This window comes from Photobacterium sp. NCIMB 13483 (genome assembly GCF_003025475.1).
GTDB classification, from domain to species: domain Bacteria; phylum Pseudomonadota; class Gammaproteobacteria; order Enterobacterales; family Vibrionaceae; genus Photobacterium; species Photobacterium piscicola.
Genome location: NZ_PYLV01000006.1, coordinates 116,125 through 131,626, shown reverse-complemented (window position 1 = coordinate 131,626; position 15,502 = coordinate 116,125). Strand labels below are relative to the sequence as shown.

The 15,502-nt window shown below is 42.4% G+C and carries 11 protein-coding genes; 3 read left to right on the top strand and 8 right to left on the bottom strand.

Features of this window, described 5'->3' with window-relative positions:
- Position 1 precedes the first annotated feature (1 nt).
- The 3 genes from C9I86_RS07370 to pilM are packed head-to-tail and all read right to left on the bottom strand — an operon-like array spanning position 2 to position 2,167.
- Complete coding sequence (locus tag C9I86_RS07370; RefSeq protein WP_080158751.1) at positions 2–586, bottom strand: type 4a pilus biogenesis protein PilO; 585 nt, start codon at positions 584–586, stop codon at positions 2–4.
- Entirely contained in the window at positions 579–1,190 is a 612-nt protein-coding gene (locus C9I86_RS07365) for a PilN domain-containing protein (protein ID WP_107276034.1), read from the bottom strand. Before C9I86_RS07365 ends, C9I86_RS07370 begins: the two co-directional genes overlap by 8 nt.
- Positions 1,187–2,167 carry a type IV pilus biogenesis protein PilM gene (gene pilM / locus C9I86_RS07360; RefSeq protein ID WP_107276033.1) on the bottom strand — a complete coding sequence of 327 codons (981 nt, stop codon included), beginning with the start codon at positions 2,165–2,167 and terminating at the stop codon, positions 1,187–1,189. Before pilM ends, C9I86_RS07365 begins: the two co-directional genes overlap by 4 nt.
- A gap of 148 nt (positions 2,168–2,315) precedes the next feature.
- On the opposite strand from pilM, the gene C9I86_RS07355 reads away from it, so the two are divergent.
- Positions 2,316–4,904: a penicillin-binding protein 1A gene (locus C9I86_RS07355; protein WP_080158754.1), complete on the top strand. Its 2,589-nt coding sequence runs from the start codon at positions 2,316–2,318 to the stop codon at positions 4,902–4,904.
- A gap of 86 nt (positions 4,905–4,990) precedes the next feature.
- Here the strand turns inward: C9I86_RS07355 and oxyR are convergent, their stop codons facing one another.
- Positions 4,991–5,902, bottom strand: coding sequence for a DNA-binding transcriptional regulator OxyR (oxyR, locus tag C9I86_RS07350; RefSeq protein ID WP_107276032.1), 912 nt, complete (start codon positions 5,900–5,902; stop codon positions 4,991–4,993).
- 159 nt (positions 5,903–6,061) lie between these two features.
- On the opposite strand from oxyR, the gene C9I86_RS07345 reads away from it, so the two are divergent.
- Positions 6,062–6,790, top strand: coding sequence for a glutathione peroxidase (locus C9I86_RS07345; RefSeq protein ID WP_080158756.1), 729 nt, complete (start codon positions 6,062–6,064; stop codon positions 6,788–6,790).
- A gap of 82 nt (positions 6,791–6,872) precedes the next feature.
- Here C9I86_RS07345 and argH read toward each other — a convergent pair whose 3' ends face one another.
- The 4 genes from argH to argC all read right to left on the bottom strand — a co-directional run bounded on the left by argH (position 6,873) and on the right by argC (position 11,981).
- Positions 6,873–8,750, bottom strand: coding sequence for an argininosuccinate lyase (argH, locus tag C9I86_RS07340; RefSeq protein WP_080158757.1), 1,878 nt, complete (start codon positions 8,748–8,750; stop codon positions 6,873–6,875).
- 103 nt (positions 8,751–8,853) lie between these two features.
- Positions 8,854–10,059, bottom strand: a complete 1,206-nt coding sequence (locus C9I86_RS07335; RefSeq protein WP_080158758.1) for an argininosuccinate synthase — start codon at positions 10,057–10,059, stop codon at positions 8,854–8,856.
- Positions 10,060–10,162: 103 nt separating this feature from the next.
- Positions 10,163–10,957 carry an acetylglutamate kinase gene (gene argB, locus C9I86_RS07330; RefSeq protein WP_107276031.1) on the bottom strand — a complete coding sequence of 265 codons (795 nt, stop codon included), beginning with the start codon at positions 10,955–10,957 and terminating at the stop codon, positions 10,163–10,165.
- A 10-nt stretch (positions 10,958–10,967) separates the two neighbouring features.
- Positions 10,968–11,981 (bottom strand): N-acetyl-gamma-glutamyl-phosphate reductase, encoded by a 1,014-nt coding sequence (gene argC / locus C9I86_RS07325; RefSeq protein ID WP_107276030.1) that lies wholly within the window; start codon positions 11,979–11,981, stop codon positions 10,968–10,970.
- Positions 11,982–12,613: 632 nt separating this feature from the next.
- On the opposite strand from argC, the gene ppc reads away from it, so the two are divergent.
- Positions 12,614–15,244: a phosphoenolpyruvate carboxylase gene (gene ppc / locus C9I86_RS07320; protein WP_080158761.1), complete on the top strand. Its 2,631-nt coding sequence runs from the start codon at positions 12,614–12,616 to the stop codon at positions 15,242–15,244.
- Positions 15,245–15,502: the final 258 nt, after the last annotated feature.

Genomic DNA, 15,502 nt, shown 5'->3' with positions numbered 1-15,502 from the left:
ATTACTGTGGGGTTTTAAAACGGTATGTCGTAGCAGAGACTGTTAACGACAACAATTCATCAAAACCTTGCTTATCCACCCGTCCCAACTCAACATTACGCAAGTTAACTATTCGTGGCAGCTGGGCTATCGCTTCAGCAAACTGACCAATCTGTTGATAAGAGCCCGTTAGCTGCATATTTAGAGGCAATTCATAATAAAGGTCATGTTCGATGCGTGATGCCCACTTAATTGACTGGAAGATCAATCCGTTTTTAACACCAATATCGTTAATACTTGCCAGTAAGCTCGCTAATTCTTGCTCTTCCGGTAATTGCTCTATCACCTCTTGATAGCGACGATTAAGCTCCGCAACTTGTTCTTTTACACGAGGTAAAGCAGCCACTTGAGCAGCACGACTGACCAACTGAGACCGCAACGTTATTTCCTGCTGTTTTTGCTGTTCTAACGCCTCAGTTAATGGTGTTAACCAATACCAATAGCCTAACATTGAGAGCAATATTGCCAACACCGCAGCAATTAAACCTTGTGGCAATAATGGCCATTCCGTGATTTCATCAAGCTCTAATTCACGCCAATCAATCATTGTTTTTCTCCACTATTGCAGTAGGAAAGGTCGCCTTTAACGGCTTGTTATTAATTACTGGCGTAGTTAAATCAAAAGAGGCATTGAACTGTGATTTTTGCTGTTTATCTGCACTTTTAGTGGTAACTAAAGAATGCATCTCAATATTTTGAAACCACGGTGATTGCTCCGCTTTACCTAATAACGCGGCAAGGTGGCCATTGGTATCACCAAAGCCGTCAACTTTGACCCGCTGCGAAGCTAAATTGACGCCATCTAGATATACGCCAGCGGGTACCACTTCGGGTAACTGATTAAGTAACTGCGTGACGCGATTACGCGATAATTGAATATCGACAATCACCTTTAATCGCAACTCAATAGCATCACGCTGTTTATCTAATAACGGTAAGAAAGCCAATCGCTGCTCTAAGCTGTCCAATTCTTGCTGTAACTGATCATTACGGCTTTGCTGCTGCAATTGTTGATTTTCAATGTATTCACCAATTGCGCCATTCCCTATAAAGGCCACCACCACACTGGCCAACAATAACCCGATAAAACGCTGTTTATGTTGTTTGCGCCGCTGCTCTCGCCACGGCAATAGATTGAGTTTATCGATCATGCTAGCCCTCGCAGTGCTAAGCCTGTAGCAACGGCATATTGACTCGACATCAAATGCGGTAATTCAACTTTTTTAGCACAGCTAAAATGCTGAAATGGGCTCACCCAGGTTACATCCAGTCCAATCAAACGTTGTAGCAAAGATTCAGACACCAAACTTTGCCCGCCGCCACAGAGCCATAAACCTTTAATGCCACTACGCGGATGGGTTGAGTTATACAATTGAATTTGGCGCTTTAATTGTTCCGCTAATTGTTTGGTAAATTGTTCTGAATGGTTGCTTCCAAGATCGGTTACTGCTTCTTGATCCTCAAACAAACCCGTACCAAATCGAATTTCACGATGATAAGCCGCACTACCTTGAGGTTTCATACAAAACTCAGTATGACGTTTACCTACATCAACGACGCCCCATTGGTTATAATGGCTGCCCATTTCAGCAAGGTATTCCGCTAACCATAATAAAGCATGAGTTTGCAGTTCCATTACCTTAGGCTTAAAACCTAACTTTAATAATGAGTTTAAACGGTTATCTATAGTCTCTCGGCGAGAAGCAAACACTTGAAATGGTGTCGTCGACGCTGAGTCACTAAAGCGATCACTGATAAGAGGAAAATAATCGAAACACAGCTCTTCCACCGGGAACGGCGAAGCCGCACCCAATGCTTGCACTATGGCGAATTCAGCCTCTTCTTCGCTGAGGTTGGTATCTAATTGAACAACTTTGCTGATCACAGCACTATCAGGTAAGGCTAAGGTAACGGCTTTGGCTTGCCATGGTAATTGCTTTTTAATTTGACGCATTGCTGACAACAGCTCAGCATTATTCACGCTATGCTGATCGTTTATGACAGTTTTAGTCAATTCAACTTCAACAAATGCAGCTAACTCAAACTGCTCTTTTTTTTGTTGTAGCACCACAGCTTTTATACTGTGATTACCAATATCTACCCCAACACTTAATGGGTTCCGAAACATCCGTGTTATGCTCCCATGTGGCGAAAAAACAAACTATTTCGAATAAACACCATCAACGGCATTAATTAATTTTTTGTTATCTTTATACTTGAAGGTAAAAGATAATAGATAATGACCGCCAGAACGATGGCGTAACGGGAAATCTCAAGTGAAGTTCATAAAGCGATTACTAATACTTGCAATAATTTGCATCACTCTTGGAGTGGGTACAATTTTTGGTTTTTATTTATACCTAAAACCAGACCTACCAGATGTTGCTAAATTAAAAAATATAGAACTGCAAACACCATTAAGGGTGTACAGTGCTGATGGTGAACTGATCTCACAGTTTGGTGAGAAACGTCGTATACCATTAACGCTAAAACAAATGCCACCACTACTGGTCGATGGTTTTATTGCGACCGAAGACAGTCGTTTTTATGAGCATCACGGTGTCGATCCGATTGGTATCGCTCGCGCCGCTTTTGTGATGCTAACCTCTGGTCACGCTCGTCAAGGTGCCAGTACGATCACACAACAGCTTGCACGTAACTTTTTCTTATCCAATAAAAAAACCTTCTCTCGTAAAATTCGAGAAGCATTTATTGCGATTCATATCGAGCAAATTTTAACGAAAGATCAAATTCTTGACCTTTATTTGAATAAAATTTACCTCGGTTATCGTGCTTATGGTGTCGGTGCTGCTGCACAGGTTTACTTCGGTAAAAGTGTTGATGAGCTAACATTAAGTGAAATGGCTGTTATTGCCGGCTTACCTAAAGCGCCATCAACCATGAACCCTATTTACTCCATCGATCGCGCGACAACTCGTCGTAATGTGGTTCTTGATCGTATGTTTAAAGAAGGTTACATCACTCAAGCACAAATGGATCAAGCGCGTTCAGAGCCGATTGTTTCCCATTACCATCGCGCTGAAATTCAATTGTATGCACCTTACGTTGCAGAACGAGCACGTGCATGGATGGTTAACCGTTATGGTGAAGATGCTTACACCAAAGGGATGGATGTTTACACCACCATTAACGCCAAGCTACAGCATGCAGCTCAGCAATCTGCCGTTGATAACCTGCTAAGTTACGATGAACGTCATGGTTACCGTGGTGCAACTGCGGTGATATGGAAGCCGGGGCAAACACCACTGAATGCCAATCAAATTGTTGAAAAGCTAAGTAGCCAGCCAACTTACGGTGAGTTAATTCCTGCGGTCGTTACTCAGGTTAAGCAACAAACTGCAACAGTAGTGACCAAACAAGGTCAAACCATAACCTTAAATTGGAATGGTATGAAATGGGCGCGTAAGTTCCAGACAAATAGCGCTCAAGGACCAGCACCAACGACAGCAGCTCAAATCTTAACTGCAGGTCAACAAATCTGGGTTCAAAATAAAGCCACAACAGTTGCAGCAACGGCTGACACCGCTGCGGTAACAACTGACCATTGGGTATTGAGCCAAGTACCAGGAGCCAACACCTCGTTTGTTGCAATGTCACCAAACAACGGCGCCATATTGGCGATGGTCGGTGGTTTTAATTACACCCAAAGTAAGTTTAACCGTGCTACACAGTCAATTCGTCAAGTTGGTTCTGGCATCAAGCCCTTTATTTACTCAGCAGCCATTGAAAAAGGAATGACGCTAGCCACGCTAATTAATGATGCGCCGATAACTAAATGGGATAAATGGCAAGGTACCGCATGGCGACCAAAGAATGCTGATGGTCGTTATGGTGGCCCGACCCGTGCTCGCATTGGTCTAGCACGTTCTATCAACGTAATGGCAATTCGTGTATTACGTCTAGCAGGTTTAGATTTCACCATTAACTACCTCACTCGGTTTGGTTTTAAACGAGCTGATCTTCCTCGCGCAGAACCATTAGCGTTAGGTGCTGGTAGTTTAACGCCACTAGAATTAGCCCAAGGTTATTCTGTATTTGCTAACGGTGGTTATGCGGTTAAACCATTCCTTATCAATAAAGTTGATAATAGTAATGGTGAATTGATCTACAGTGCTAATCCTAAAATTGTTTGTGACGATGTTTGCCAAAGTGAAAATCCACAAGCGAAAATGCAAGTAGCACTCGCAACTGCCGCTCAAAATGCGCCAATCCAAAAAGTGCCATCATCGACAGCTGAAAAACCAACATTGGCACAGTTAGAGCAAGTGATCACACCACCTGAAGTACGTTATGCACCTGAAGTGATCAGTGAGCAAAATGCATTTCTTGTTCGTCAAATGTTGACCAGTAACATTTGGGGTGAGCCCGGTCATCCGTATGGAACTGGCTTTAGAGCTCGCGTATTAGATCGACATGATATTGGTGGTAAAACAGGTACAACTAATGATTCGAAAGATGCTTGGTATACCGGTTTTGGGCCTAATATTGTTGCAACTACTTGGGTAGGTTTTGACGATCACCGTCATGCATTAGGTCGTACTAGCTATAATAAAAACCTTGGTAAAAATCAGGTAATGGGGGGTGAATACGGTGGTAATGCCGCACAACCAGCATGGATTAACTTTATGCGTACTGCATTGAAAAATACGCCAGAGCAACCACTACAGGTTCCTGCTGATATCGTTAAAGTCCGTATTGACCGTGCAACGGGTAAACTGTCTGATCGAGATGGTTCAAGATCAATGTATGAGTATTTCATCAAGGGTACTGAGCCAACACAATCAGCTCGCCAAGTAACCTCTGAGCAAAAGTTTGATACTGAAACGGCTGAAGAGCTATTCTAATTACGGTTTCTAACCGCAATCAAAAAGAGCGCCTATTGGCGCTCTTTTTTTAATCAAATATCATGACTAATCATCGGTATTAGCAATTATTGTTGCACATGCTTTTCAAAAATAGTCGGCATCTTAGCCTTTATAACCGCTGCTAATTTCTCATAACGTGATTTTAATGGTGAGCCAGGACGATAAGCTAAGGTTATTAAACGGGTTGGCTGTGGATGCTCAGCTTCGATGTAACACACACCATCACGACAATGTTCTTTCGGCGTTGCTAACTGAGGCAATAAAGTAATCCCACTGCCCGCAGCGACCATATTACGTAATGTTTCGAGACTGGTCGCTTTAAAACGACCATCATCACGGGCACCAGCAGCAAAACAAAAACCTAATGCTTGATTACGTAAACAGTGGCCATCTTCCAACATTAATAAGGTTTCACCATGTAAGCGTGACATATCAATTTCTTTCTCTTGTGCCCATTGATGTGTTTCAGGCACTGCAAGCATCATAGGTTCATCATACAAAGGCAACTCAATAAACGGCTCGCTCTCTTTGACTGACGCTAAAATCATACAGTCGAGCTTACCCTCTTCAAGTTGTTGAACTAATTGATGTGTTTGCGCTTCATGTAAAAACAGCTCTAACTCAGGAAAGGCTTCTTTAAGCGTTGGAATAATTTGCGGCAATAAATATGGACCAACCGTTGGAATAAAGCCAATATGTAACGGGCCGGCCATGCTTTCTCCTTGTAAACTAGCAAGTTCGGTCAATATTTTGACCTCAAGCAACACTTTTTGAGCTTGGGCGACTAAACTCAATCCCGCATCGGTAAAAAGTACGCGACGACTGGTTCGTTCTAACAACGACACCCCTAGTTCATCTTCTAATTTACGAATTTGACCACTTAGGGTTGGCTGACTGACGTAACATGCTTCAGCGGCTTTACGAAAATGCTTATGTTCAGATAGGGCGACAAGGTACTCAAGATCTCGAATATTCATTAGCTAAGGTTACCAATAGGAATCAACTATCAAAACCATAGCAGTAAACGATTAGAACTATCAAGAGTAAAATCGCATAATTACTTCATCAATATGGAGAACATATTTACGAAGCTCCGATTGCATTAAATTTATTTATATTTTTTAAGGAATCACATTATGTTCGCATCTAAAGAAGGTCAGCCAGTACCTCAAGTTACTTTCCACACTCGTAAGGGTGATCAATGGGTAGACGTAACAACTAATGAGTTATTTGCTAATAAAACAGTGGTTGTATTTAGCCTGCCAGGCGCATTTACACCAACATGTTCTTCTAGCCACCTACCTCGTTATAACGAGCTAGCATCAGTATTTGCTGACAATGGCGTTGACGACATTCTATGTGTATCGGTTAACGATACGTTCGTAATGAATGCATGGAAAGCAGATCAAGAAGCAGAAAATATCACTTTTATTCCTGATGGTAATGGTGAGTTCACTAACGGCATGGGCATGTTAGTTGAAAAAGACGACCTAGGTTTTGGTGCGCGTTCATGGCGTTACAGCATGCTGGTTAAAAACGGCGTGGTTGAGAAAATGTTCGTTGAAAACGAAGAACCAGGCGACCCATTCAAAGTTTCTGACGCTGATACAATGTTAAACTACATTGCACCTGAGCAAAAACTACAAGAATCAATCACTGTATTCTCAAAGCCTGGTTGCCCTTTCTGTGTTAAAGCAAAACAGAATCTAATCGACAAAGGCCTACAGTATGAAGAAATCATTCTGGGCAAAGACGCAACCACAGTTTCTCTACGTGCAATTACAGGCCGTAGCACTGTGCCTCAAGTCTTCATCGGTGGTAAACACATTGGTGGTAGCGAAGAACTGGAAATTTTCTTAGGCTAAGCAATAGTCATTAGCTACAAAAAAGCCCTTACTTTACAATAAAGTGAGGGCTTTTTGATATCAATCCATCGCGAATATTGAGCTAAGCAACATTCACCGTTGGAATATGCTGAGCTTGATCAAGCCAGACCTCTAGAGCGACCTCATCACATGCATGTTGACGTGGGCAACGATCACAGTCTTTCATTACTTTCTCTGGTAATAAGGCTTTTGAGGTTGGCGTAAAACCACGTTTCATAAAGAATTCAGGCACTCGAGTTAACACAAATACTTTTTTAATCGCCATTTGAGTGGCTTTATCAAGCAAATGTTCAACAATCGCTTTTCCCTGGCCTTGCTGTTGCCAGCCCGCTTCAACCCCTAAAGATCGTATCTCAGCCAGTCCAGAATCATAGACATACAATGATGCACACCCGGTTACTACACCATGATTTTCAGCCACTGCAAACGAGCCAATATCGCGCACTAACTCATTACGATTACGCGGTAAATTCTCACCTAGTCCCGCCCAATACACCACCATGCCTTCAATAGCATCAAGATCGGTGAGTCGTGCGCCTCGTACTTTAACATTAGGCGAATAACGCTTATCAAGCCGCTTCTCTGCTTGACCAATGGCATAGTCAACTTGGTTTGGTGCAACACCACCTAAAGCACACCGTTTATCTAAACATGATTCAATGGTCAAAATCGGATAGACATCATTTTCAATCACCGTCGAAAATTGTTTCATCTCCTCAAGAGAGAGTTCTTCTAACGCACAGCCTTTGGCAATCGCGGCCACCACAGCCACCCCAACAATATGATGCGCTTCTCGAAAAGGGATCCCTTTCGCCACTAAATAATCGGCTAATTCGGTCGCATTTGAATAACCTTGCATCGCCGCTTCTAAAGTACGATCTTGATTAATCTTGATCCCTTCAAAACATAATGCAGCCATTTCCATACAATCATGCCAGCTATCTAACGCATCAAATAGCCCTTCTTTATCTTCTTGCATGTCCTTATTGTAAGCCAGCGGTAATGCCTTAACGGTCATCATCATCGCCGCCATCGCGCCATACACTCGGCCACACTTGCCACGAATAAGCTCTAGGGCATCAGGATTTTTCTTTTGCGGCATCAATGATGAACCAGAGGTCACCGCATCATCAAGTTCAATAAAATTAGATTCGCCAGAATTATAGAAAATTAAATCTTCTGCCATTCGTGATAAATGCAACATTGAAATTGATGCGGTGGATAATAATTCCATCACGTGATCACGATCAGACACCGAATCAAGACTATTACGGGTTGCTCGCTGAAAACCAAGGTTATGGGCTAACACTTCACGATCTATCGGATACGCCGTTCCCGCCAGTGCGCCAGAGCCTAACGGACAGGTATCAAGTCGCGTCATTGCATCATTCAACCGGGAATGATCACGCTCTAGCATTTCAACATACGCTAAACACCAATGGGCAAAAGTGACGGGCTGCGCTCGTTGCAGATGGGTATATCCAGGTAATACCGTTGCTTGATGCTGGCGGGCGACGGTAACTAACTGTTGTTGTAATTTATCTAACATCAACAATAATTGCTGACCTTGCTGACGGCACCACAGTTTAAGATCCGTCGCCACCTGATCATTACGTGAACGACCCGTGTGCAGTTTTTTACCCAAATCCCCCACTTTAGCAATCAGCTGTTGCTCCACCCAACTGTGAATATCTTCAGCATCGGAAGCGAGAATTTGTTCAGGATCTTCCATTACCGCTAATTTAAGTTCATTTAGTGCCAATTCAAGCTGTTGTTGCTCTGTTTCAGTAAGTACATTCACTTGGCGCAGGGCTTTTGACCAAGCTATTGAACCGACAATATCTTGCTCTGCGAGTCGATAGTCAAAACGCAACGAATCATTAAATTGCTTAAATCTGATGTCAGCTGCCTGACTAAACCGCCCACCCCATAATGCCATGCTGAATCTCCTGTTACTGTCTAAGCGAAGTCATATTGAGAAGCTTACGTTGCAATGAATAGCGTCATCATTACAGCGCAAGCAACAATATTGATTGGATTATTTATTTTTGACTATTAAGCGCACGAATACGGCTAGCCAAAGAATACAAACGAATAAAACCGCCAGCATGACTATGATCATAAACATCATCTTCACCAAACGTAGCAAACTCTTCCGAGTACAAACTATTGCCTGAACGCTTTTGAATAACGGTGGCTTGGCCTTTATATAGTTGAATCACGACTTCACCCGTTACATCTTGTGCCAACGTATCAGCCGCGGCTAACAACGATTGGCACAATGGCGTAAACCAGCGGCCATCATAAATAAGATGCGATGCTTTAAGACCAATGGTTTGACGGAACTCAAACGACTCTTTATCAAGCACTAATTGTTCAACGGCACGCAATGCTTCCATCATGATGGTACCGCCAGGGGTTTCATAGCAACCACGAGATTTTATTCCTACGAGACGGTTCTCAACAATATCAATCCGTCCAATTCCGTGCTCGGCACCTTTGCTATTGAGATAATTAAGCGCGTTATAAGGCGTCATCGGCTCACCATCAACCGCAACCACTTCACCTTTTTCAACTAAAACAGACACCGTTTCAGCGATATCAGGCGCCTGTTGTGGATCTTTAGTCCACACCCAACATAACTCATTAGGTGCATTCCACGTATTTTCAAGTACACCACCTTCAGTTGAAACGTGCCATGCATTAGCATCACGTGAATAAATTTTTTCTAACGATGCAGTACAAGGAATATTACGCTCAGCCAAATAATCAAGCAGTGCTTCACGGCTACGTAAATTCCATTCACGCCATGGTGCAATCACTGTCAATTGTGGCGCAAGAGCCGCAAATGCCCCTTCAAAGCGCACCTGATCATTTCCTTTACCTGTACAACCATGACATAACGCATCAGCACCAACTTCTAATGCACACTCCACTTGCGCTTTAGCAATAATGGGACGCGCCATTGAAGTGCCCAGTAAATATTTACCTTCGTAAGTTGCTCCCGTTTTAAGGGATGGGTAAATATAATCTTTGACCATCTCTTCTTTTAAATCAGCGATGTAACATGCAGATGCACCAGAGGCGAGTGCTTTGGCTTCAATGCCAACCAACTCTTCTTCACCTTGACCGACATCTGCCACAAACGCGACCACTTCACAGTCATAGTTCTCTTTTAGCCATGGAATAATGGCTGAAGTATCTAAACCACCTGAATAGGCCAATACCACTTTGTTAATCTTGCTCATCTGCTGCTCTCCTTTTCAGCCTTATCGCGGTCATCCCGTTCAGGCACTATTTTCAAAAATATTAATTCGTCGTAATACATCAATGAACTGTCATCAATACAGGCTAATCACCCATTAATGGCACCGTAAATCGAGTCCCGATACTGTCGCCCGCTAATAAAGCATTAAGCTTGTCGGGATAACGCCAACTGGCGACTTCAATCGAACGGCCTAGCGCTTTAGCCGCTGTAAATGCTGCTCGTACCTTTACGATCATGCCATCGGTGATCACAGCTTGTGCAATTAATGCTTCTGCTTCCGCTTCCGTTAACTGCTTAATTAAATTACCTTTACCATCAAGTACACCCGTCACATCAGACAGCAACACCAACTCACCACCAACAGCCGCAGCAACGGCAACCGCCGCTTGATCAGCATTAACATTCATCATTTCACCCTGACCATCAAGTCCAATAGAGCTAATGATTGGTACAAAACCTAACTGCATAATTTGACCCACTAAAGCGCCGTTATTTGGTTCAGCATGTCCCACAGCGCCTAACTCTGGATCTAATTGACTAACTGTACATAAACCACCATCAGCTAAACTTAATCCTACGGCTGCCACGCCAGCTTTAACCGCTTGCCCTTGCAGCATTTTATTGGCAGTACCAGCTAACGCACCGGTAATCAAGCCAATGTGATCACTAGGAGTAACCCGTAACCCTTGTTTTTTAACTGTCGGCAATTGCAATTTTTTCATCAGGTCATCAACAAGATAGCCACCACCATGAACAAATAAGATCGAGCGTTGTGACCGCGATTGGTACGCATTGATGGTTGAAAACAATCGCTCTAAGGTGATATTACATTCCAATGCAGCACCACCAAGTTTAATCACTAAAGGAACTTGATTCATTGTGTTACTCCTACACCAACGCGGTTAATTGAGGGAATCCATTGCGAATATTTATGCATTGAACTGCTTGTGATGAAGCCCCTTTCAATAAATTATCAATCGCGGCAGTTAAAATAATATGCTCACCTTGAACCTGCCAGCCGATATCACAAAAACAGCTACCAACAACATCATCCAACTTAGCGGTATTATGGTTAAGTAGCCGTACCGCATGTTGATCGGTCGGGTTTAGATAGGCTGATGCCATTGCTGCAGTCACTTCTTCTGCGGTTACACCATCGGCTAATTTAGCAGTAATAGTAGCTAAAATACCGCGTTTAAAATTCCCGAGATGAGGCGTGAAAATAATATCGCAATTAAGATGATGGGCAATTTCAGGCTGGTGTCGATGCGTAAACAAGCCATAAGCCTGTAAGCTCACCTCACAAAAACTATTGGTCATGGTGGCTTTACGACCCGCACCCGACACGCCACTGACGGCATTTATCACTGGCCATTGATCGCAATCAAGCAGACCTGCAACGAGCAATGGTTTTAACGCTAATTGAGATGCGGTGGGATAGCACCCAGGAACCGCAATTAATTGGGCTTGGCGAATTTGATCATGATTCCATTCAGCTAACCCATAAACAGCACTGTCTAGCAATGCCTCATATTGGTGCTTAAAACCATAATATTGATCATAGAAACCATCCGCTTTCACTCTAAATGCACCTGACAAGTCAAACACCTGACAACCCATATTTAGACATTCAGCTGCAATATCATGACTCACTTCGTGGGCAGTAGCTAACAACACAATATCGATGTTTGCCACTGCCATTCTAATATCTGTTAGCGGCTGCAACGGTAAATCAACCACACCATGCAATTGACCATGCAGCGCACTTAATGGTTTACCTGCATCAACACTGGTGGCTGAAACATACAAACCGCAAAGTGTTAATTGCGGATGACGACTTACTATTTTTGCCAGTTCTGCGCCGGTATACCCACTGGCGCCAACAATAACCGTGTTTAACATCGCTCATTCCATATCATTGTAGTGTTATCGAGCCGTCATCAAATAATTGGAGCTATGGCTAAGTAGTGATGATTGTCATAACGGCTAACAGAGGTGTGCTGTAAACAGCATAGAAAAGGCACGTAAAAGCACCTAAGGCAAAAGACTTAGCGTCGTCGAAGGGAGGAGATAAAGGCAGAGGTATAGATTTGGTTCATGATAATAACTTCCTGCATCGAACAATAAACCCTGAGCGTTCCGTTGCTCAAGGATAAATAAACAGCTAACACCATTTATTCATAAATTTGAATTAATATGTTTACTGATTAAATTACATACTGTCAATAGTGCGACGATAAAAAAATATATTTTATTAGCTTTTCATTAACTTTTACAACATTAAACCATAACAGAACTGATTATTTTTAATGGCGTTTTTTTGCCCTATCTCTTTAATAATGAACAAAAATGTGGGCTGACACAGGCAGGAATGAAACAAAATTACAAAATTCAATCAAGATTATGACCAAAATCAATATCGATAGTTTTTATTAGCGATAAATACAATCTCTGTTGACCTGTTACTAACTTCACGGCTAGATTGTGGGGTAAAGGTTAAATTGGATGTAACAAAATTACAAGATGGATACGATATGAACGAGAAATACAGTGCGTTAACAAGTAATGTCAGTATGCTTGGCCATTTGCTGGGTAATACGATCAAAACAGCCTGCGGTGATGAACTATTAGAAAAAGTTGAAACGATTCGCAAACTTTCTAAATCAGCAGGCACAGGTAATCAAGATGACCGCGAGAAACTGATTGCTGAATTACAAAACCTACCCGATGATCAATTACTTCCTGTAGCTCGAGCTTTTAGTCAATTCCTTAATCTCACCAATATTGCAGAGCAATACCATACGATTTCACGCCAACGTGAAACGACATTATGCAGCCCAGATGCACTCGATGAATTGTTTACTAAATTAGTCCAGCATGATGTTAACCCTGCTGATTCTTTAGTGGCGATTAATGAATTAAATATTGATTTAGTTCTTACCGCGCACCCAACAGAAATTGCACGCCGTACCATGATCCATAAATTGGTACAGATTAATAAATGTTTATCACAATTAGAATTAAGCGAATTATCAACCGCTGAACGTGCACGTGTTGAGCAACGCTTAGAACAACTGATTGCTCAAGCATGGTATTCCGATGTTATTCGCCAGCAACGCCCAACCCCACTTGATGAAGCAAAATGGGGTTATGCCGTGGTTGAAAATTCATTGTGGCAAGCGGTACCAGAGTTTGTACGCCTGTTTGATGAAAAACTGCAACAGCATTTAGATAAGAAACTACCATTAGACGCAGCGCCAGTAACCTTCTCCTCATGGATGGGCGGCGACCGCGATGGGAACCCATTTGTAACGTCTGATGTTACCCATGAAGTTTTACGCCTTTCTCGTTGGAAAGCGGCCGAACTTTATCTTGGTGACGTGCAAGAATTGATCAATGAATTATCAATGATTCAATGTAATGCTGAGGTGCGAGAGCTCGCAGGTGAAGCACATGAACCTTACCGTGCAATTTTAAAACAACTACGTACTAAGCTGATTATTACTCGAGACAGCTTAGAAGCACAAATCAACGGTAATGCTCCCCTTTCTAAACATATTATTAATGATGTTGCTGAGCTATGGGATCCACTATTTGCGTGTTACCAGTCATTACATCAATGTGGTATGGCGATCATTGCTGACGGCTTACTGCTTGATTCACTACGTCGTATCAAATGTTTTGGTGTGCATCTGGTTAAACTGGATATTCGTCAAGAAAGCACTCGCCACGAAAATGTTATTTCAGAGCTAACGCGTCACCTTGGTTTAGGTGATTACAGTCAATGGTGTGAACAAGATAAGATCGCGTTCTTAGTTCGTGAATTATCATCTAAGCGACCATTACTACCACGAAAGTGGGAACCATCAGCTGACGTTCAAGAAGTACTCGAAACCTGTAAAGCAATTGCAGAACAACCACGTGAAGCATTGGGTGCCTATGTTATTTCAATGGCACGTACAGCATCTGACGTATTAGCCGTTCACTTATTACTGCAAGAAGCAGGTTGTCCATTCCGCATGGATGTGTGTCCATTATTTGAAACACTTGAAGACTTAAATAACGGCGCTGATGTTATTGAACAACTGCTTAATATTGACTGGTACCGTGGTTTTATTCAAAACCATCAGATGGTGATGATTGGCTATTCTGATTCAGCCAAAGATGCCGGTGTAATGTCAGCGGGATGGGCGCAATACAGTGCGATGGAAAAACTGGTCGATGTCTGTGAAAAAGCAGACGTTGAAATTACCTTATTCCATGGCCGTGGCGGTAGTATTGGTCGTGGCGGTGCACCCGCTCATGCGGCATTGTTATCTCAACCACCACGTAGCCTAAAAGGTGGTTTACGTGTAACCGAACAAGGCGAGATGATTCGCTTTAAGCTCGGTTTACCTGAAGTGGCAATTAATAGCCTCAGCCTTTATGCCAGTGCAACGTTAGAAGCAAACTTACTACCACCACCAGCACCGAAACAAGAATGGCGCCATATTATGGACCAACTTTCTCATGTTTCCTGTGAATCGTACCGTAATGTAGTTCGAAACACGCCGGAGTTTATTCCTTATTTCCGCGCCGCAACGCCAGAGTCTGAACTAGGTAAGTTACCGCTGGGCTCTCGCCCTGCAAAACGTAATCCTAATGGTGGCGTTGAAAGTTTACGTGCTATTCCATGGATTTTTGCTTGGAGTCAAAACCGTCTATTGTTACCAGCATGGTTAGGTGCGGGTGAAGCGATTCAACACTCGATTGATAATGGTGATACTGCACAGCTAGAAGAAATGTGCCGTGAATGGCCATTTTTCTCGACTCGCTTAGGTATGCTAGAAATGGTGTACAGCAAAACCAGCTTGGGTATCACAGAGTACTATGATCAACGTTTAACTGATGAAGCTTTATGGCCGCTTGGTAAACAATTACGTTCACAGTTAGTGCAAGATATTAAAGCTGTATTAACCGTTGAAAATAATGATCATTTGATGCAGCAAGACCCATGGGGTGCTGAGTCTATCCGTCTACGTAATATTTATGTTGAACCACTTAACATGTTGCAGGCTGAATTACTTTACCGTACTCGCCAGCAAAAAGAGTTACCAATAGAGCTTGAAGAAGCATTGATGGTAACCATTGCAGGTATTGCAACAGGTATGCGTAATACTGGCTGATCTACAATAAATGACACTAAGGCTATCTTCGGATAGCCTTTTTTTTTAATCGTTATTTACAATGTTGTTAAAATATATTGTAAATTCTCAACTATGACACAGCATTATATTGCTCATAAAGACTAAGATAGAAAAGTATCAATATGAGAAAAGATGAATATATTTCAATCAAGTTATTATTTTTTTAGCGCTAAATTAACTTAGTGATAGTTCACAAGATAATAAATTGAAACGCCTCAGTAACAGATAATTGAACTA

Coding starts and splice junctions, on each gene's coding strand:
- C9I86_RS07370 (WP_080158751.1), bottom strand. CDS start 586: ATGATTGATTGGCGTGAATTAGAGCTTGATGAAATCACGGAATGGCCA.
- C9I86_RS07365 (WP_107276034.1), bottom strand. CDS start 1,190: ATGATCGATAAACTCAATCTATTGCCGTGGCGAGAGCAGCGGCGCAAA.
- pilM (WP_107276033.1), bottom strand. CDS start 2,167: ATGTTTCGGAACCCATTAAGTGTTGGGGTAGATATTGGTAATCACAGT.
- oxyR (WP_107276032.1), bottom strand. CDS start 5,902: ATGAATATTCGAGATCTTGAGTACCTTGTCGCCCTATCTGAACATAAG.
- C9I86_RS07345 (WP_080158756.1), top strand. CDS start 6,062: ATGTTCGCATCTAAAGAAGGTCAGCCAGTACCTCAAGTTACTTTCCAC.
- argH (WP_080158757.1), bottom strand. CDS start 8,750: ATGGCATTATGGGGTGGGCGGTTTAGTCAGGCAGCTGACATCAGATTT.
- C9I86_RS07335 (WP_080158758.1), bottom strand. CDS start 10,059: ATGAGCAAGATTAACAAAGTGGTATTGGCCTATTCAGGTGGTTTAGAT.
- argB (WP_107276031.1), bottom strand. CDS start 10,957: ATGAATCAAGTTCCTTTAGTGATTAAACTTGGTGGTGCTGCATTGGAA.
- argC (WP_107276030.1), bottom strand. CDS start 11,981: ATGTTAAACACGGTTATTGTTGGCGCCAGTGGGTATACCGGCGCAGAA.
- ppc (WP_080158761.1), top strand. CDS start 12,614: ATGAACGAGAAATACAGTGCGTTAACAAGTAATGTCAGTATGCTTGGC.